15 protein-coding genes and 1 pseudogene are annotated in these 19,516 nt (G+C 72.2%); 9 read left to right on the top strand and 7 right to left on the bottom strand.

Annotation, left to right across the window (positions count from 1 at the left end):
• Positions 1–108: 108 nt before the first annotated feature.
• From QA802_RS35210 to QA802_RS35185, 6 genes and pseudogenes are all read right to left on the bottom strand, one after another.
• The gene (locus tag QA802_RS35210; RefSeq protein ID WP_334531445.1) at positions 109–1,413 is read right to left on the bottom strand and encodes a M20/M25/M40 family metallo-hydrolase; all 1,305 of its coding nucleotides are present in this window, start codon (positions 1,411–1,413) and stop codon (positions 109–111) included.
• Complete coding sequence (locus tag QA802_RS35205) at positions 1,406–2,239, bottom strand: M55 family metallopeptidase (RefSeq protein WP_334531442.1); 834 nt, start codon at positions 2,237–2,239, stop codon at positions 1,406–1,408. The genes QA802_RS35210 and QA802_RS35205 overlap by 8 nt, the downstream gene beginning before the upstream one ends.
• A gap of 35 nt (positions 2,240–2,274) precedes the next feature.
• A complete protein-coding gene (locus QA802_RS35200; protein WP_334531439.1) occupies positions 2,275–2,577 on the bottom strand; it encodes a hypothetical protein in 303 nt (100 codons plus the stop codon).
• Positions 2,574–3,298: pseudogene (locus tag QA802_RS35195) on the bottom strand (methyltransferase domain-containing protein). Before QA802_RS35195 ends, QA802_RS35200 begins: the two are co-directional and overlap by 4 nt.
• A 184-nt stretch (positions 3,299–3,482) precedes the next feature.
• The gene (locus QA802_RS35190) at positions 3,483–6,140 is read right to left on the bottom strand and encodes an ATP-binding SpoIIE family protein phosphatase (RefSeq protein ID WP_334531437.1); all 2,658 of its coding nucleotides are present in this window, start codon (positions 6,138–6,140) and stop codon (positions 3,483–3,485) included.
• 292 nt (positions 6,141–6,432) lie between these two features.
• Positions 6,433–6,876, bottom strand: coding sequence for an SRPBCC family protein (locus tag QA802_RS35185; protein ID WP_334531434.1), 444 nt, complete (start codon positions 6,874–6,876; stop codon positions 6,433–6,435).
• 237 nt (positions 6,877–7,113) lie between these two features.
• Here QA802_RS35185 and QA802_RS35180 point away from each other — a divergent pair, with 237 nt between their 5' ends.
• From QA802_RS35180 to QA802_RS35165, 4 genes are all read left to right on the top strand, one after another.
• A complete protein-coding gene (locus QA802_RS35180; RefSeq protein ID WP_334531431.1) occupies positions 7,114–8,160 on the top strand; it encodes an Rv2578c family radical SAM protein in 1,047 nt (348 codons plus the stop codon).
• 135 nt (positions 8,161–8,295) lie between these two features.
• Entirely contained in the window at positions 8,296–9,873 is a 1,578-nt protein-coding gene (locus tag QA802_RS35175; protein ID WP_334531428.1) for an alpha/beta hydrolase, read from the top strand.
• A gap of 56 nt (positions 9,874–9,929) precedes the next feature.
• Entirely contained in the window at positions 9,930–10,328 is a 399-nt protein-coding gene (locus tag QA802_RS35170) for a RidA family protein (protein ID WP_334531425.1), read from the top strand.
• Positions 10,325–10,882, top strand: a complete 558-nt coding sequence (locus QA802_RS35165) for a GNAT family N-acetyltransferase (RefSeq protein WP_334531422.1) — start codon at positions 10,325–10,327, stop codon at positions 10,880–10,882. Before QA802_RS35170 ends, QA802_RS35165 begins: the two co-directional genes overlap by 4 nt.
• Before the next feature lie 7 nt (positions 10,883–10,889).
• Here the strand turns inward: QA802_RS35165 and QA802_RS35160 are convergent, their stop codons facing one another.
• Positions 10,890–11,465 (bottom strand): adenylosuccinate lyase, encoded by a 576-nt coding sequence (locus tag QA802_RS35160; RefSeq protein WP_334531420.1) that lies wholly within the window; start codon positions 11,463–11,465, stop codon positions 10,890–10,892.
• 444 nt (positions 11,466–11,909) lie between these two features.
• Here QA802_RS35160 and QA802_RS35155 point away from each other — a divergent pair, with 444 nt between their 5' ends.
• The 5 genes from QA802_RS35155 (at position 11,910) to QA802_RS35135 (ending at position 19,511) form a co-directional block, all read left to right on the top strand.
• A complete protein-coding gene (locus QA802_RS35155) occupies positions 11,910–13,715 on the top strand; it encodes a 3-hydroxyacyl-CoA dehydrogenase family protein (protein ID WP_334531417.1) in 1,806 nt (601 codons plus the stop codon).
• Positions 13,716–13,875: 160 nt separating this feature from the next.
• Positions 13,876–14,694, top strand: a complete 819-nt coding sequence (locus QA802_RS35150; protein WP_334535070.1) for a TetR family transcriptional regulator — start codon at positions 13,876–13,878, stop codon at positions 14,692–14,694.
• Positions 14,695–15,151: 457 nt separating this feature from the next.
• Positions 15,152–16,489: a crotonyl-CoA carboxylase/reductase gene (gene ccrA, locus QA802_RS35145; RefSeq protein WP_334535068.1), complete on the top strand. Its 1,338-nt coding sequence runs from the start codon at positions 15,152–15,154 to the stop codon at positions 16,487–16,489.
• Positions 16,490–16,506: 17 nt separating this feature from the next.
• Positions 16,507–18,555: an ethylmalonyl-CoA mutase gene (locus QA802_RS35140; protein ID WP_319170299.1), complete on the top strand. Its 2,049-nt coding sequence runs from the start codon at positions 16,507–16,509 to the stop codon at positions 18,553–18,555.
• A complete protein-coding gene (locus tag QA802_RS35135) occupies positions 18,552–19,511 on the top strand; it encodes an HpcH/HpaI aldolase/citrate lyase family protein (protein WP_334531414.1) in 960 nt (319 codons plus the stop codon). Before QA802_RS35140 ends, QA802_RS35135 begins: the two co-directional genes overlap by 4 nt.
• Positions 19,512–19,516 lie beyond the last annotated feature (5 nt).

Genomic DNA, 19,516 nt, shown 5'->3' with positions numbered 1-19,516 from the left:
CGGCCCGTCACAACCCGCGCCCCTCCCCCGCGGCGGTCCGCCACAGCCAGGAATCCGAGGCGGGCAGGAACGGCACGTCCCGCTCCCCTGTTCCGTCCGGGGCGCGTTTCACGCCGTCCGCAGGAGCCGGTCGAGGACGCGGACGCCGAAGTGCAGCGCTTCGACGGGGACCCGTTCGTCGACCCCGTGGAAGAGGGCCTGGTAGTCGAGGCCGGGGGGCAGCCTCAGCGGGGCGAAGCCGTAGCCGGTGATGCCGAGCCGCGAGAACTGCTTGGCGTCCGTGCCGCCGGACATGCAGTACGGCACCACATGCCCCTCGGGCGCGAACTCCTGGACCGCTGCCCGCATTTGAGCGAAGAGCGGCGCGTCCACCGGTGCCTGGAGGGCGACTTCGCGGTGCGCGAACTCCCAGTCGACGTCGGGCCCGGTGAGTGCGTCGAGCGTCGCCCGGAACTCCTCCTCGCCGCCGGGGAGATACCGTCCGTCGACGTATCCGACGGCAGTTCCCGGGATCACGTTGAGCTTGTAACCGGCGTCCAGCATCGTCGGGTTGGCGCTGTTGCGCACGGTGGCCTCGACGAGGGCGGCGGCGGGCCCGAGCTTCTCCAGCAGGGCGTCGACGTCGCTCAGGTCGGTCTCGATGCCGTACAGCGCGGCGAGTTCGGTGAGTGCGGCGCGCACGGTGGGGGTGAGCCGCAGCGGCCACGCGTGCTCGCCGATCCGGGTGACGGCCGCGGCCAGCCGGGTCACCGCGTTCTCCCGGTTGACCTTGGAGCCGTGTCCGGCGCGCCCGTGCGCGGTGAGCTTCAGCCAGCCGGTGCCGCGTTCGCCCGCGGCGACGGGGTAGATCTGGCGTCCGGCGCCGTCGTGGAAGGTGAACGCCCCGGATTCGCCGATGGCCTCGGTGCAGCCCTCGAACAGCCCCGGATGCCGGTCGGCGAGAAACCCGGAGCCGTCCACGGCGCTGGCCTCCTCGTCGGCGGTGAACACGACGACCAGGTCGCGCCGGGGCCGTACGCCCTGCCGGGACCAGGCCCGCAGCACGGCGAGGATCATCGCGTCCATGTTCTTCATGTCGACCGCGCCGCGGCCCCACACGACGCCGTCGCGCACCTCGCCGGAGAAGGGGTGCACGCTCCACTCGGCGGCCTCGGCCGGGACGACGTCCAGGTGGCCGTGGACGAGCAGGGCGTCCGCGCGGGGATCGGAGCCCTCGAACCGGGCCACCACGTTGGTGCGGCCCGGCGTGCGTTCGAGCAGCGTCGGCTCGACGCCCGCCTCGGCGAGCAGCGCGGCCGCGTACTCGGCGGCGGGCCGTTCCCGGCAGTCGCCGCCGCCCCGGTTGGCGGTGTCGAAGCGGATGAGGTCGGAGGTGAACCGGACGACCTCGTCCAGCGCGCGGGCGTCAGCCATACTGCTCCTCGATCGCGGCCGAGACGATCGTGGTGACCGCCTTGAAGGTGCGGATGCCCTCGTACATGGTGCCGCTGGTGTACGCGACCTTCCGCTCGCCGGTGCGGGCGACGCCGGGCACGACGGTGGCCGCCATCGCCAGGTGCTCGGCGTCGAACTCCACGGCGACGGTGAACGGACCGGCCGCCACCGGCTCCTGACGGACCGCGAGAGAGGCCGCCTCCTTCGCCGCCGCCCGGATGTCGGCCGCGGTGCGGGCCGGTGTGCGGCACACGGCCGCGTAACGTGAGACATGGTCCTTGACCGCGACCTTCAGCGCCCCGGGCGCGTAGCCGAGCGCGTCCTCGCAGGCCACGTCGTCGCCGGTGACGAGGACGACCGGCACGCCGAACTCGGCGGCCACGTGCGCGTTGAGCAGGCCCTCGCTGGCCCGCACGTCGTCGAGCCAGACGCCGGTGATGGAGTTGGCGAGGTAGGTGTGGGCGAGGACGCCCTCCATCCCGGCGCCCGCGTGGTAGCCCACGAAGGCGATGCCGTCGACGTCGCCGTGCTGGACGCCCTCCACCATGGACAGCGACTTGTGCCGCCCGGTGAGCATCTCCGCCCGCTCGTCGAGCTGCTCCAGGAGCAGGTTGCGCATGGTCGAGTGGGCCTCGTTGATCAGGACCTCGTCGGCCCCGCCGGCGAAGAACCCGACCACGGCGGCGTTGACGTCCGAGGTGAACATCGTCCGGCACCGCTCCCACGGCGCGGCCCCCGGCAGCACGTCGTCGGGCCAGGTGACGCCGGTGGCGCCCTCCATGTCGGCACTGATAAGGATCTTCACGTACACGTCCCCCGTCCGTTCCAGGAAGTCCGAGCCTAGGACCTCTCCGGCCGATCACGGTGGAGAAAGGCCGCGACGCCCGTCGGCGCCGGTGAGCGGGGATGCGAGGCCGCCGCCGGCGCCGCGTACAGCAGCGGGAACGGGACGTGCGAGAACCAGCGGGCCCGCAGCACGGTGACCGGCAGACGGTGACCGCCGCCCCGAGGAAGTAGCAGGACGAGACCGATGGCGGGCACGAACAGCCCCGTCAGCAGGCCGACCGCGCCGACGGCCTTGGCCGCGCCGAGCCACGGCGCCCAGGCGCGCGGCACCCGGTCGTCGGCCAGCGGCCGCGTCACACGCTCCGGGCGGCCACCAGCCACCTGGACGGCAGCTCGATCCTGACGCCGTCGGCGGTGAACTCGGTGGTGACGAGGGGCAGTTCGCCGGCGGCCAGCACCGTGAGCCCGGCGTCCCGAAGATACCCGGGCACCGCGTCGTCGGCGACCTCGCCGGGGCGATGCCGTGCCGGAACACGGGCGCGAGCTTCGGCGGCGGCCCGGACGGACTCTGCGCCAGTGCGCCGAGGACAGGGCGCGCGGCCTCGGACAACTCGACGAGGAACACCCGGCCGCGTTCCCCCGCCAGCGCGGCGATGCCGTCCGCCAGCGGCTGCCGGTCGGCGGGCTCGCACTGGTGCAGGACGCCCCGCACATAGACGTTGGCGTCGCCGAGTTCGGCGTGCAGCGCCTCGGCCGCGCCTTTCTCGGACGCGTCCAGCTCCCGGTACGCGGCCTGGCCGGCGGGGTCGGCGCGCCGGGCGTGGTCGAGGGCGGCCGCGGCCAGGTCGGCGCCGATCACCCGCGGGAAGCGGTCCGCGAGATACCGGGTCTGGGTGCCGTTGCCGCAGCCGAGGTCCACCAACGCCAGCTCCGGATCGACGAGATGGGGCTCGAAGAGGGCGAGGTGGCGCGCGGCGGTGACCTTCGGGTCCGCGTCCCAGAACACACCGCCCGGCTCCGTCGGGGCCTCCCGCCAGAAGCTCTCCCACGCCTGCCGGTACCGACTCGCCACGCTCATGCCCAACTCCCCTGGGTGCACAGCCGATCCGCCGTAAGTGACGGGCGAGTACGGTCTACCGTCCCCCGGCCGCCGCGACAAGCACGGTGCGCGTTCCTTCACGCCGCGTCCGCGGGGCGCGGGGCGCGGGGGCGTGGGCCCCCCCCCGGGCCCGTCCTGGTCCGGGCGGAAGGCCGGGGCGTGTTCAGCGCCGCGGCAGCGTCAGTTCGAACCACACGGACTTCCCTGTGCGCGTACCGCTGGCGCCCCACTCACGGGCCAGCGTGCTCACCACGCGCAGCCCCCGGCCGAACTCGTCGCCGGGTCCGGCGCTCAGCAGGTTGGGCAGCTCGTGATCGTCGTCGTCGACCTCGCACAGCAGGGTGTCGCCGCGGACAAGGCGCACGGCCACGGGGCTGTGCCGGGAGTGCCGCACGGCGTTGGTGACGAGCTCGCTCACCATGAGCTCGGCGTGACCGGCCGTCTCGCCGAGCCCCCAGTCGTGCAGTTGCTCGCGGACCGCCGCCCGCGCCCGGCCGACCTCCGCCGGGTCCGGGGGGAACCGCCATTCGGCGACGTCCCGCGGGGCGATGCCGCCCAGCCGGGCCATCAGCAGGGCGACGTCGTCCTTGCGGCCGCCCCGGGTGTTGAGGGCGCGGATGATGGTGTCGCAGGCGTCGTCCATCGAGGCGGCCGGATGGGCGGCGGACTCGCAGAGGGCCGCCAGACCGACGCCGATGTCCTCACCTCGCATCTCCACGAGCCCGTCGGTGCACATCACCAGCCGGTCGCCGGGCGCCACGGGCACCCGCACCGCCTCGAAGGGCACGCCGCCGACGCCGATGGGCGCGCCGGTGGGCAGGTCGAGGAGTTCGCTGCGGCCGTCGGCGGCGCGCACCAGCACGGGCGGGATGTGGCCCGCGTTGGCGAGGTGCAGCTCGCCGGCGATGGGGTCGTACACCGCGTACAGGCAGGTCGCGAGGTAGCCGTCGCCGAGCCGCTGGGCCAGGTCGTCGAGGTTGCGCAGCAGTTGCGCGGGCGGCAGGTCCAGGGTGGCCATGGTCTGCACGGCCGTGCGCAACTGGCCCATCATGGCCGCCGCGTTGAGGCCGTGGCCCATGACGTCGCCGACGACGAGGGCGGTGCGGGCGCCGTGCAGCTTCACCGAGTCGAACCAGTCGCCGCCGACCCGCCCCAGCAGGGTGCCCGGCAGATAGCGGGTGGCGATGTCACAGCCCGCCATCCGGCGCGGGATGTGCGGCAGCATGCTGTCCTGGAGGGTCTCGGCGACGGACTCCTGGTACGTGTACATGCGGGCGTTGTCGAGCACGAGGCCCACGCGGGCGGCGAGTTCGGCGCCGGTGACCCGGTCCATGTCGTTGAACTCGACGCGCTCGGGGTGGCGCAGCAGGATCATGAAACCGAGGACGACGTTGCGGGCCTTCAGCGGGACGACCAGCATGGAGCGGCCGGTGATGAGGGGCCGGATGTCGCGCTTGTCGAACTGCGCGGCGATGGCGTGGCCCAACTGCTCGCTGATGCGCGGCACGAGGACCGGCTCGCCCGTGGTCATGCACTGGAAGAACGGGGTGTGCGCGGGGAACGGCATGGCCTCGCCGACGGGCACGACGTCGTCCCAGCGGCCGGGTTCGTCGGTGTGCTCGAGGGCGACCCGGTGCCACATCGTGGTCGTGTCCGGCACGCCGTCGGGGAAGCCCTCGCCGGCGACGACCTGTTCGCGCAGGTAGGTGCCGGCCACGTCGGTGAAGCGCGGCACGACGGCTCTGCTGACCTCGACGATGGTGCGGGAGAGGTCGAGGGAGGTGCCGATCCGTCCGCTGACCTCGTTGAGGAACTCCAGGCGCTCACGGACGGCGGCGTACTCGAGGTCGTCGCCCTCGTCGGCGAGGTGGTCCGGTATCGGCAGCCCTTCGGCGGCGGCGCGGGCGGCGTGCTCGCGCCGCGCTCTGCGCTCGACGCGCCGGGCCACTCCCCAGTCGGGAGTCACGGGCACCCGGTCGTTGTGGCTGAACTCCAGCACGGGGTAGCCGAGTTCGAGGATCTGACCGACGATGCGGGCACTCTCGCCGACGCTCATGCTGGGCAGGATCTCGGGCAGGCGGCGGGCGAGTTCCTGCGCGCCGGGGAAGTCGGTGTGCACGGCGAAGCCGGGCGCGACGCGCTCGACGGCCAGAGCGCCCGCCGCTTCCTCCTGGTGCAGGCCCGCCGCTTCCTCCTGGTGCAGGCCCGCCGCTTCCTCCTGGTGCAGGCCCGCCGCTTCCTCCTGGTGCAGGACGGACGCGTCGGCGGCGAGCACCAGCAGTCGTTCCGTCCCCGGGCCGACCAGCGGGTAGGCCCACCAGAGCACGTCGACGCGGTGCCGCTCCGGCACGGTCAGCCGGGCGCGGCCGGCCGCGGGGTAGCCGAGCCCGCGGTCCAGGGAGGAGTCCAGTCCGGGCCCGAGGCCGTCATAGGCGCCGTACTCGTGGTGGGCGCCGCCCGGGAAGTCGTCGTAGGGGAGGTCGTCGTCGGGCTCGGGGAGCGCGCCGGCGACGGGCAGCAGGTCGATCGCCGGCCGGCCGATCGCCTCGTCCTTGCCGACTCCGAAGAGCCGGCGTGCGCCGGTGCTCCAGTGGGAGACGAGACCTTCGCGGTCCACCACGACCACGGCCAGCGGAACACGCCCGGCATCGACGGACCCGGCGTTGATGGACCCGGCGCCGACGGACCCGGCATCGGCAGGTCCGGTGCCGACGGGTCCCGGGGCGCCCTCCGACCGGGCCGGCACCCCGCCCGCCCGGTCCGCCGCCTCGCCGCCGGCCCCGCGGCTGGGAGGCGTGTCCCTCTCGGTGCCACGGTCCATGGCCCAGGCCTCTCTCCCCAGAGCTGTGCAAGATCTGTTCCGCAGCACCACCGTACGGGCCACGCCCGCGGCCATGTGCGGCAATGACGGAATTACCTCCCTCCGGGCGCGCCGTGGCGGTGACAGGCGAAGAGGCCGGGACTGCCGCGCGCCCCGCGCCACCGCATGACCCCATCACCGCATGCCCTCGAGGGGGCCGTCGCCCCCACCACGCGGGCGCACCCGGACGCCCGGCCCGGCGCGCACGGCACCGGCAGACGTCCGGGTGCGGGAGGCATCCGGGGTGCGGGAACTACTTCTCGACCTCGGCGGCGAGGTTGGCGAGGATCACGTCGTAGATGCGGCCGAGGCCCTTGGGGGCGAAGGTCCGCTCGAAGAAGCCGCCGATGCCGCCGGCGCCGTCCCAGGTGGTGGTGACCACGACGCGGGACCTGCCCTCGCCGGCCGGGGTGACGCGCCAGACCGTGACCATGGAGGAGTTGCGGTCCTTCTCGACGAGTTCGCCGTCGGTCGGTTCGGTGACCTCCAGGAGGCAGTCGCGCACACGCTTGCTGGTGGCCTGGAGCCTCCAGTGGACGAGGCTGCCCTCGCCGTCGCCGCCCTCGCGCACCTCGTACTCGCTGAAGTGCTCGGGCAGCAGCCTCGCGCGCGTGCCGCTGTAGTCGGCGATCGTGTCGAACACCTTCTCCGGGTCCGCCGCGACGACCCGCTCGGTGGTGGCCTCGACCTGCGCCATGGGGGTTCCTCCAGGTCCGTGTTGCTCAGGGGTGCTCAGGGTTCTTCGGGGTTGCCCGGTTGCTCTGGGTTCCTCGGGTTCCTCGACTTCGGGGCAAGCCAACCACCCCGCTTCACGGCCGCCCAAATCGGGGTCCGGCAGTGATCGCGGGTCGATCGAAAAAGGCCGCCGAACACCCCTCGCACGATCATGGGAACACATGTTCTATTATGGGGGCAGTGCTACCGAGGAGGCGTCATGCGCTGGGAGAACCTCACCGTGGAGACCCGCCACGACCGGCCGGCCGACGCCGCGCTGTTCGGTGCGGACGCGGTCACGACCAGGACCTTCGACACGCCCGAGTTCGCCGGCATCACCTTCCACGAGATCCGGGCCCGCTCGATCCTCAACCGGGTGCCGGGCGCCTCCCGGATGCCGTTCGAGTGGACGGTGAACCCCTACCGAGGTTGTACGCACGCGTGCGTGTATTGCTTCGCCCGCAAGACGCACGGCTATCTCGACCTCGACAGCGGCATCGACTTCGACACCCAGATCGTCGTCAAGGTCAACGCTCCCGAGCTGCTGCGCCGTCAGCTGGCCTCGCCCCGCTGGCACGGCGAGCACGTGGCGATGGGCACGAACGTCGACTGCTACCAGCGTGCCGAGGGCCGGTACCGGCTGATGCCGGGCATCCTGGCCGCCCTGCGCGACCGGGCGAACCCCTACTCGATCCTGACCAAGGGCACCCTGATCCTGCGCGACCTGGACCTGCTGCGGCAGTCCGCCGAGGTCACCGAGGTCGGTGTCTCGGTCTCCGTCGGCTTCACCGACACCGAGCTGTGGCGCACGGTGGAGCCGGGCACGCCGGCCCCGGCGCGGCGCCTGGACGTGGTGCGGACCCTCACCGAGCACGGCATCGGCTGCGGCGTGCTGATGGCGCCCGTCATCCCGTTCCTCAGCGACGAACCGGACCGACTGCGCGCCACCGTGCGGGCGATCGCGGCCGCCGGGGCCACCTCCGTCACCCCGCTCGCGCTGCACCTGCGCCCCGGCGCCCGCGAGTGGTTCATGGCCTGGCTCGGCCAGCACCACCCCCACCTGGTGCGCCGCTACGAACGGCTGTACGCGGACGGCGCCTACGCCCCGAAGTGGTACCAGCGGCGGATCACCCGCCAGGTGCACGAGCTGGCCGAGGAGTACGGCATCGGACCCACGCGCGCCGGGACGCCCCGCCGGATCCCGCAGCCCGGGCCGGCCGAGGAGGAGCCCACCGGGTCCGGACCGACGCAACTGACGCTGATCTGAGCGCGTTCGAGCGCATCCGGCGACCCGAACGGGTCAACCGACGCCGGAACAGGTTCAGAGGGACGGACTTTCCGGGACGATCCGGCAGGGGCCGTGACCTGCGCGGTCCGACCACCTCCGTCCCGGGAGCACTTCATGAACCCACGCGCAGCCTCGCTGTGCGCCGCCGTCGTCGTCGTGGCCGCGACCGTCACGGCCGTGCCCGCCGGCGCGAGCCCGTCGCACCCGTCGGCGCCCGCCCCCGCGGCGAAGCCCGCCTGGAAGAGCTGCGGCACCACCGACCAGCCCAGGCTCCAGTGCGCCTCGCTGAAGGTGCCGCTCGACCATGCGCGGCCGGGCGGGAAGCAGATCACGCTGGCGCTGTCCCGCGTCCCGCACACCGCGCAGACGTACCAGGGGCCGCTGCTGGTCAACCCGGGCGGCCCCGGCGGCCGGGGACTGAGCCTCGCCGGATTCGTCGCCTCGGCGCTGCCGAAGGCGGTGTCGGCGCAGTACGACGTCATCGGCTTCGACCCGCGCGGGGTGGGCAAGAGCAGCCCGGCCCTGAACTGCAGGCCGGGCCACTTCGCCGCCGTCCGACCGGACTCGGTGCCGCTCACCGAGGCGATCGAGCAGGCCAACCTGACGCGCGCCCGGACCTTCGCCGAGGCCTGCGCCACGAAGTACGCCGACGTCCTGCCGTACATCGACACGCTCGGCGCGGTCCAGGACATGGACGCGATCCGCGAGGCGGTGGGCGCGCCGCGGCTGAACTACTTCGGCTACTCGTACGGCACCTACCTCGGCGCGGTGTACGCCAAGCTGTACCCGCAGCGGGTACGGCGGCTGGCCCTGGACTCCGTCGTGGACCCCACCGGCGTCTGGTACGCGGACAACCTCACCCAGGACCTCGCCTTCAACGACCGCCACCGCGCCCTGATGGCGTGGATCGCCAGGCACGACGCGACCTACCGGCTGGGCTCCGACCCCGCGGGGGTCGAGGCGAAGTGGTACGCGATGCGGGCGGCCCTCGGGAAGAAGCCGGCCGAGGGCAGGGTGGGCGCCTCGGAGCTGGAGGACACCTTCCTGCCCGGCGGCTACTACAACGGCTACTGGCCCCACCTGGCCGAGGCGTTCGCCGCGTACGCGCACGACAAGAAGACCGGCCCGCTGGTCAAGGCGTACAAGAACCTGGCGGCCGTCGACGCCGCCGGGGACAACGGCTACAGCGTCTACACCTCGGTGCAGTGCCAGGACGCGTCCTGGCCGGGCGACTGGGACACGTGGCGTGCGGACAACTGGTCGGCGTACGCGAAGGCTCCGTTCATGACGTGGAACAACGCCTGGTACAACGCGCCGTGCGCGTTCTGGCCGGCCCGGCCGCGGGGCCCGGTGAACGTCGCCAACGGCTCGCTGCCGCCGGTCCTGCTGTTCCAGGCGACCAACGACGCGGCCACCCCGTTCGAGGGCGGCGCGACGCTCCACACGCTGCTGCGCGGCTCCAGCCTGGTCGTCGAGGAGGGCGGCCAGAACCACGGCATCACGCTGAGCGGCAACGCCTGCCTGGACAAGCACCTGGCGGCGTACCTGGCGGACGGCAGGGTGCCGCGCGGGAGCGGCGAGGCCGACGCGGTCTGCGCGGCGCAGCCCGACCCCGTGCCGCTGAGCTCGAAGGTCACCCAGTCCTCGGCCCGCGGCTCCACGCTGCACGGGCTGCTGGGCTTCCGCGGCTGAGCGGTCCCGCCCGACCCGTCGGGGGCGTTGTCGGACCCGTGGCCCACCATGGACTCATGAGCGAGCACATCAGAATGTCCGCCCCCGCCGGTGTCGCCCCCGCGACGCAGTACGCGCATGTGGTGACGGCCACGGGCCGGTTCGTGGCCGTCGCCGGCCAGTTGGCGCTCGACGAACACGGCGCGGTGGTCGGCGAGGGCGACCCGCGGGCGCAGGCCCGGCAGGTCTTCGAGAACCTGCGTCGCTGCCTGGCCGCCGTCGGCGCCACCTTCGACGACGTCGTCAAACTCACCTGCTTCGTGACGGACATGGCCCATATGCCGGCGATCCGCGAGGCCCGGGCGGCGCACATACCCGACGACCGCCTTCCCGCCGCCTCGGCGGTGCAGGTCTCGGCGCTGGTCCGCCCGGAGTTCCTGATGGAGATCGAGGCGTTCGCGGTGCTTGGCGCATGACGCCGACGGCGGCCCCGCAGGTGCGCGAGATGACTCTCGCGGACGTCGAGCGGGTGTCGGAGATCCGCGTGCGCGGCTGGCAGTGGGCCTACCGCGGTCTGATGCCGCAGTCGTACCTGGACGCTCTGAGCGTCGCCGAGGACGCCGAGCACCGCCGGACCGGCTTCGGACAGGCCGGGCCCGGCGTGGTGAACCTGGTCGCGGAGCGGGCCGGGACGGTGGTGGGCTGGGCGGCCCTCGGCCCCTATCGGGACGGCGAAGTCCGCACGGGCGACGCCGAGTTGTACGCGCTCTACGTCGCCGTCCAGCACATCGGCACCGGCGTGGGAGGCGCTCTCCTCGGGGAGGCCGCACGGCGGGCCGAGGCCCTGGGCCACCCGGCCATGCGGCTGTGGGTGCTCAGGGACAACGTCGCGGCCCGCCGCTTCTACGCACGCGCCGGGCTTCACGCGGACGGCGCCGAGGAGCCCTTCGAGGTGGCGGGCGTCGCCGTGCCGGAGATGCGCCTCACCGGACGACTGCCCCTGAAGGGGCCCGTCCCGGCGGCCACCTGAGGGCACGTCAGCGTTGCGGGGGGATCCGCGCGAGGGCGTGCACGGCCGCCTCGGCGAGGACCGGGTGGGCGAGGGCGTCGGTCAGCACCGGGCGGGCCCGGCCGTCGCCCAGCGCGCCCAGCCCCTCGACGCAGGCGAGGGCCACCCGTCGGTGGGGGTCGTGCGGCCGCAGCCGCCGCCGCAGCGTCGTGATCAGCGCGGGCACCGACTCCGGTGCGCGCAGTCGCACCAGCAGCCGGACGGGCTGCAGGGCGTAGGCGACGCGCAGTTCGTTGGTGGCCAGGGCGGCCGCGGCGCGGGCGGTGCGGGGGTCGTCGAGGCGGGCCAGCGCGTGGGCGGCACAGGCGCAGCGCGGTGGGTCGCGGTGGTTGAGCAGCAGGACGAGCGCCTCGAAGGCGCGGCGGTCCCCGGCCACCCCCAGCCGGAACGCGGCCAGTTCACGGGCCCACAGCGGCTGTCCCGGCTCGGTGAGCACCTGCGCCAGTGCGTCGGGGTCGGCGATGGCGGTGAGCTGCTCGTAGAGTGCCGTGCCCCCCGACTCCCGCCGTAAGCGCTCCGTGAGCGATCGCAACTCTTCGTCCATGTCGCCGAGCCTAGGGCTCGTCCCGGAAGGGCGGTGGGTCATCCCGGAAGGGAGGGGCGGCATCCTGGAAGGGAGGTGCATCACAGCCGGAGGGCTGGCGCGCTCGTTACCCACCGGTTAAGCTCATTCGAGCGGGTCACCCACCCGCAGCACCTCCTCGTGGCGGCCTGGTGACGCAGTCGCCGCGAGATGCGGTTCGGTATCGCGTGCACAACGTGCACTCCGTGTACCGCTGTACGACCCGGCCACGGGACAGGGCCGGTCGGAACTTCTGTTCGTCATGGGGCGTGTGCACGCCCGCAGTGACGGCACCGGGCGTGTGCGCATGCAGCCCGGCACCACACCCGCACTCCTTTTCTCCGCACCCGGTGCGCCCGGCCTTCTCGAGGCCCCCCGGCGCACCGGGGGCGTTCCCAGTCGTCACCTCATTCCTGGAGTCCCGCGATGGCCGCTCCCCTGTCCGACACCCCTCTGTCCCCGCTCCAGACGATCGCCGTCATCGGCCTCGGCACCATGGGCTCCGGCATCGCCGAAGTCCTCGCCACGGCCGGCCGCGACGTGATCGGCGTCGACGTCAGCGAGATCCAGACCGCGCGCGCCGTCGCCGCGCTCGAGGCCTCCACCGCCCGCTCCGTGCGGCGCGGGCGGCTCACCGAGCCGGAGCGCGCGGACGTCCTGGCCCGGGTCCGTGTCTCCACCGACCTGCGCACCGCGGCCGACGCCGACCTCGTGATCGAGGTGGCGCCGGAGTCGTACGAGGTCAAGCAGCAGATCTTCCGCGAGCTGGACTCGATCGTGCGTCCCGGGACGATCCTCGCCACCGGCACCAACGCGCTGTCCGTGACCCGTCTCGCCGCCGACTCGGCCCACCCGGAGCGGGTGCTGGGCCTGCACTTCTTCAACCCGGCGCCGGCCATGAAGCTGGTCGAGGTCGTCTCCTCGGTGCTGACCGCCCCGGCCGCCGTCGCCGCCGTCACCGACCTCGCGCTCGATCTGGGCAAGGAGCCCGTCGCGGTCGGCGACAGGCCCGGCTTCGTCGCCGACGGGCTGCTGTTCGGCTACCTCAACCAGGCCGCCGCGATGTACGAGGCCCGGTACGCCTCCCGCGAGGACATCGACGCGGCGATGCGGCTCGGCTGCGGACTGCCGATGGGCCCGCTGGCGCTGCTGGACCTGATCGGCGTCGACACCGCCCGTACGGTCCTGGAGGCCATGTACGCCGAGTCCCACGACCGTCTGCACGCCCCCGCGCCCATCCTGGGGCAGCTCAGCGAGGCGGGCCTGACGGGCCGTAAGGCGGGCCGCGGCTTCTACACCTACGAGGCCCCGGGCAGCGCGACGGTCGTCCCGGACGCGCTGACGCCGCTGTCGGGCGGGACCGGGACAGTGGGCCGTCCCATCGCCTCGGTCGGCGTCGCCGGCTCCGGCACCATGGCCTCCGGCATCGCCGAGGTCTTCGCCAAGGCCGGTTACGACGTCGTCCTCGCCGCCCGCAGCGAGGAGAAGGCGCAGACCGCCAAGGCGCGGATCGGCAAGTCTCTCGCCCGTTCCGTCGACAAGGGCCGGCTCACCGCCGAGGCCGCCGCGCAGATCCTGGACCGGATCACCCCGGCCGGCTCCTACGACGCGTTCGCCGACGTCGACCTGGCGCTGGAGGCGGTCGCCGAGGACCTGGAGGTCAAGCAGCAGCTGTTCGCGACCCTGGACAAGGTGTGCAAGCCCGGCGCGGTCCTCGCCACGACGACCTCCTCGCTGCCGGTCGTCGCCTGCGCCCGCGCCACCACGCGCCCGCAGGACGTGATCGGGATGCACTTCTTCAACCCGGCGCCCGCGATGAAGCTGATCGAGGTGGTGCGCACGGTGCTGACCGCCGAGGACGTCCACGCGACGGTCCGCGAGGTGTGCGCGCGGATCAAGAAGCACGCCGTCGACTGCGGGGACCGGGCGGGCTTCATCGTGAACGCGCTGCTCTTCCCGTACCTCAACAACGCGATCAAGATGGTGCAGGAGCACTACGCGACCCTGGACGACATCGACGCCGCGATGAAGCTCGGCGGCGGCTACCCGATGGGCCCCTTCGAGCTGCTGGACGTCGTGGGACTCGACGTCTCGCTGGCCATCGAGAAGGTCCTGCACCGCGAGTTCCGCGACCCGGGCCTCGCGCCGGCGCCGCTGCTGGAGCACCTGGTGGCCGCGGGCTGCCTCGGCCGCAAGACCGGCCGCGGCTTCCGCGAATATGCCCGCCGCTGACGGCGCCGGCGACGGGCCGCGGCCGACGGGCGACGGGCTGCGGGCGGCAAAGGACTGGGGCGGTCTGCTCGACCCCTCGGCGGGCGCGCCCCCGCCCGCCGAGGGCGGGGGCAACCCCGGCCACGCGCACCGAGCTGCGCACATGCAGTACGTTCGGGTCATGTCCCAGCCCGCCAGGTCCTCACGTACACCAGCCACGCCCGACGCGCCGGAGAGCGCCGCGGGCAGCCGTGCGGCCGCCCAGCGGCTCAAGATGCGCCGAGAACTGGCGGCCGCGGCCATGGAGCTGTTCTCGACCAAGGGGTACGAGGCGACCACCGTCGACGAGATCGCGGCGGCGGCCGGGGTCGCCCGCCGCACCTTCTTCCGCCACTTCCGCTCCAAGGAAGAGGCGATCTTCCCCGACCACGACGACACCCTGATCCGGGCGGAGGCCGTGCTGAACGCGGCCCCCGCGCACGAGCACCCGCTGGACACGGTGTGCCGGGGCATCAAAGAGGTCATGCGGATGTACGCGGCGCGTCCGGAGATCTCGGTCGCCCGCTACCAGCTCACGCGTGAGGTGCCCACCCTGCGCGAGGCCGAGATCGCGTCGGTGGCCCGCTACGAGCGGCTGTTCACCCGCTATCTCCTCGGCCACTTCGACGAGCACGCGCACGACGACGACGCCAACGACGACCCGCTGCTCGCCGAGGTCGCCGCCTCCGCGGTGGTCACCGCCCACAACCACGTCCTGCGGCGCTGGCTGCGGGCGGGCGGCCAGGGCGACGTCGAGTCGCAGCTCGACCACGCCTTCGCGATCGTGCGCAAGACGTTCGGGACGGGCATCGGAGCCGGCCGCGGCAGCGCCGGCGCCCCGCAGCCGGCCGCGGCGGCGGTCTCCTCGGCGCAGGGCGAGGTGCTGGTGACGGTCGCCCGGACCGACGCGCCGCTGGACGAGGTCATGCGCACCATCGAGCAGGCGCTCAAGGAGCGCTGAGAGCCCTCCGCGCCCCTCCGCGGTCCCCTTCGCCCCCTCCGCGGTCCCCTTCGCCCTGTGATGACGGCCACCCCTCGGGGTGGCCGTTTTGGCATGTCAGAGCACCTTTTCGCGCGGAATTACGTCCCCGTTCGATCGATCATCGCTCATTTGTTACGTAAAGATTTCAGCTGAGAGGAAGTTCTGGCACTCAGTGCCTTGCGAGGTGACACGCGGTGTCATACGTTGAAGGTGTCCGGGCGGCCGGCGTGCAGAGACCATGCGTACGCCGGCTGTCCCCGCAACCCTCTGGTCGCGCGCCCGGACGCCTGCGTCACAGGCAACCTCCCGCGCCACAAAGCGCTGCCGAACCACCCCCGCCGAACCGACGGCACCTCACCAAAACCCTCAGCAGCACCGCCGTACACCCCAGCGCCCCTCCCTCAGGGCGCTCACCGCCGGAGGCAACACCGTGACCATGAACAAGATCCTGGACGCGATCCGGTCGCCGGAGTCCACCTCGGACGACTTCGCCGCTCTGCCGCTCCCCGAGTCCTACCGCGCGATCACCGTGCACAAGGACGAGACGGAGATGTTCGCGGGCCTGGAGACCCGCGACAAGGACCCGCGCAAGTCGATCCACCTGGACGAGGTGGCCGTGCCCGAGCTCGGACCGGGCGAGGCCCTGGTGGCCGTCATGGCCTCCTCGGTCAACTACAACTCCGTCTGGACCTCGATCTTCGAGCCGGTGTCGACCTTCTCCTTCCTGGAGCGCTACGGCCGGCTCAGCGAGCTCACCAAGCGGCACGACCTGCCCTACCACGTCATCGGCTCCGACCTCGCGGGCGTCGTGCTGCGCACCGGCCCGGGCGTCAACGCCTGGAAGCCGGGCGACGAGGTCGTCGCGCACTGCCTCTCCGTCGAGCTGGAGTCCTCGGACGGCCACAACGACACGATGCTCGACCCCGAGCAGCGCATCTGGGGCTTCGAGACCAACTTCGGCGGCCTGGCAGAGATCGCACTTGTCAAGTCCAACCAGCTGATGCCGAAGCCGGACCACCTGAGCTGGGAGGAGGCGGCGGCCCCCGGCCTCGTCAACTCCACCGCCTACCGGCAGCTGGTCTCCCGCAACGGCGCCGGCATGAAGCAGGGCGACAACGTCCTGATCTGGGGCGCCAGCGGCGGGCTCGGCAGCTACGCCACCCAGTTCGCGCTGGCCGGCGGCGCCAACCCGATCTGCGTCGTCTCCTCGGCGCAGAAGGCGGAGATCTGCCGGGCCATGGGCGCCGAGGCGATCATCGACCGCACGGCCGAGGACTACCGGTTCTGGAAGGACGAGCACCACCAGGACCCCAAGGAGTGGAAGCGTTTCGGCAAGCGCATCCGCGAACTCACCGGCGGCGAGGACGTCGACATCGTCTTCGAGCACCCGGGCCGCGAGACCTTCGGCGCGTCCGTCTACGTCACCCGCAAGGGCGGCACGATCGTCACCTGCGCCTCCACCTCCGGCTACCACCACGAGTACGACAACCGCTACCTGTGGATGTCCCTGAAGCGGATCGTCGGCTCGCACTTCGCCAACTACCGCGAGGCCTGGGAGGCCAACCGGCTGGTCGCGAAGGGCAAGATCCACCCGACCCTGTCGAAGGTCTACTCCCTGGAGGAGACCGGCCAGGCCGCCTACGACGTGCACCGCAACCTCCACCAGGGCAAGGTCGGCGTCCTCGCGCTGGCCCCCCAGGAGGGCCTGGGCGTGCGCGACGAGGCCAAGCGCGCCCAGCACATCGACGCCATCAACCGCTTCCGTAACATCTGAGACACCCGGGGTCATAGATGACTGAGCGTCAGCCCGCCGCAGGACAGCGGGAGAAGGACCGGCCGTGGCTCATGCGCACATACGCCGGTCACTCCACTGCCGAGGCGTCCAACGAGCTGTACCGGCGCAACCTCGCCAAGGGTCAGACGGGTCTGTCGGTCGCGTTCGACCTGCCCACCCAGACCGGCTACGACTCCGACCACATCCTCGCCCGCGGCGAGGTCGGCCGGGTCGGCGTGCCGGTGGCCCATCTCGGCGACATGCGCAGGCTGTTCCAGGACATCCCCCTGGAGCAGATGAACACCTCGATGACGATCAACGCCACCGCCATGTGGCTGCTGGCGCTCTACCAGGTCGTCGCCGAGGAGCAGGGCGCGGACATCACCCTGCTCCAGGGCACGACCCAGAACGACATCGTCAAGGAGTACCTGTCCCGGGGGACGCACGTCTTCCCGCCGGGGCCGAGCCTGCGTCTGACGACGGACATGATCGCGTACACGGTCTCCCACATGCCGAAGTGGAACCCGATCAACATCTGCAGCTACCACCTGCAGGAGGCCGGGGCCACGCCGGTGCAGGAGATCGCCTACGCGATGTCCACGGCGATCGCCGTGCTGGACGCCGTCCGGGACTCCGGGCAGGTGCCGGCCGACAAGTTCGGCGACGTCGTCGCCCGTATCTCCTTCTTCGTGAACGCGGGCGTCCGCTTCATCGAGGAGATGTGCAAGATGCGCGCCTTCAGCCGCATCTGGGACCAGGTCACCCGCGAGCGCTACGGCATCGAGAACCCCAAGCAGCGCCGCTTCCGCTACGGCGTCCAGGTCAACTCCCTGGGCCTGACCGAGGCGCAGCCGGAGAACAACGTCCAGCGGATCGTGCTGGAGATGCTCGCCGTGACGCTGTCGAAGGACGCACGCGCGCGTGCCGTGCAGCTGCCGGCCTGGAACGAGGCGCTGGGCCTGCCCCGGCCCTGGGACCAGCAGTGGAGCCTGCGCATCCAGCAGGTCCTCGCCCTGGAGAGCGACCTGCTGGAGTACGAGGACATCTTCGCCGGCTCGCACGTCGTCGAGGCGAAGGTCGCCGAGCTGGTCGAGGCCTCCCTCGCGGAGATCGAGCGGATCCAGGAGATGGGCGGCGCGATGGCCGCCGTCGAGTCCGGCTACCTGAAGTCGCAGCTGGTCTCCTCGCACGCGGAGCGGCGCGCCCGCATCGAGAGGGGCGAGGAGAAGATCATCGGGGTCAACGTCTTCGAGACGACCGAGCCCAACCCGCTGACCGCCGATCTCGACACCGCGATCCAGACCGTCGACCCGGCGGTCGAGGCCCGCGTCATCGCCTCCCTGCAGCACTGGCGCGACACGCGGTACCAGCCGCCCTTCAACCACCCGCGCCCGTGCAAGGCGCTGGAGAAGCTGAAGGAGGCCGCCAAGGGCACCGCCAACCTCATGGAGGCGACCCTGGAGTGCGCCCGCGCCGGGGTCACGACCGGCGAGTGGGCCGGGGCGCTGCGCGAGGTGTTCGGCGAGTTCCGCGCGCCGACCGGCGTGTCGTCGGCGCCGGTGGCGGTCCCCGCCGAGGAGGGTTCGGCCATGGCCGACGTCCGCCGCAGGGTCGACCTGACCGCGAAGGACATGGGCGTCGGCAAGCTGCGCTTCCTGGTCGGCAAGCCGGGCCTGGACGGGCACTCCAACGGCGCCGAGCAGATCGCCGTGCGGGCCCGCGACGCCGGCTTCGAAGTGGTCTACCAGGGCATCCGGCTGACGCCCGAGCAGATCGTGGACGCGGCGCTCGAGGAGGACGTGCACGCCGTGGGCCTGTCCATCCTCTCCGGATCGCACGCCCAACTGGTCCCGGACGTCCTCGAACGGCTGCGTGTGGCCGGTGCCACAGACATCCCGGTGATCGCCGGTGGCATCATCCCGAATGGAGACGCCGAGCAGCTCAGGGCCGCGGGTGTCGCCGCGGTCTTCACCCCGAAGGACTTCGACATCACCTCGATCATCGGCCGCATCGTCGACGAGATCCGCAAAGCGAACAAGCTCGACCCCCTGGAGGTCCCCGCATGACTGTCAACCGTCTTCGTCCGCGGCGCTCCTGTCTCGCCGTTCCGGGCAGCAACCCCCGCTTCCTGGAGAAGGCGCAAGGTCTGCCGGCCGACCAGGTCTTCCTGGACCTCGAGGACGCGTGCGCGCCGCTCGCCAAGCCTGAGGCGCGGCACACCATCGTCAAGTTCCTCAACGAGGGCGACTGGACCGGCAAGACCAGGGTCGTGCGCGTCAACGACTGGACGACCGAGTGGACCTACCGTGACGTCGTGACGGTGGTCGAAGGGGCCGGACCCAACCTCGACTGCATCATGCTGCCGAAGGTGCAGAACGCCCAGCAGGTCGTCGCCCTCGACCTGCTGCTCACGCAGATCGAGAAGACCATGGGCTTCGAGGTCGGCCGCATCGGCATCGAGGCGCAGATCGAGAACGCCCAGGGCCTCAACAACGTCAACGAGATCGCGCAGGCCTCCCCGCGCGTCGAGACGATCATCTTCGGCCCGGCCGACTTCATGGCCTCCATCAACATGAAGTCGCTGGTCGTGGGCGAGCAGCCGCCCGGCTACCCGGCGGACGCCTACCACTACATCCTGATGAAGATCCTGATGGCCGCCCGCGCCAACGACCTCCAGGCGATCGACGGCCCCTATCTGCAGATCCGCAACGTGGACGGCTACCGCGCGGTCGCGCAGCGCGCCGCCGCGCTCGGCTTCGACGGCAAGTGGGTGCTGCACCCGGGCCAGGTGGAAGCGTCCAACGAGATCTTCTCGCCGTCGCAGGAGGACTTCGACCACGCCGAGCTCATCCTGGACGCGTACGACTACTGCACGTCGGAGGCGGGCGGCAAGAAGGGCTCGGCGATGCTCGGCGACGAGATGATCGACGAGGCCAGCCGCAAGATGGCGCTGGTCATCTCGGGCAAGGGACGGGCGGCCGGCATGCAGCGCACCAGCAAGTTCGAGATCCCGGAGGGCTGAGCGCC

It is taken from the genome of Streptomyces sp. B21-105 (assembly GCF_036898465.1).
Taxonomy (GTDB): Bacteria; Actinomycetota; Actinomycetes; order Streptomycetales; family Streptomycetaceae; genus Streptomyces.
The sequence above is the reverse complement of the archived record's forward strand: the minus strand, read 5'-3'. Positions and strand labels throughout refer to the sequence as shown.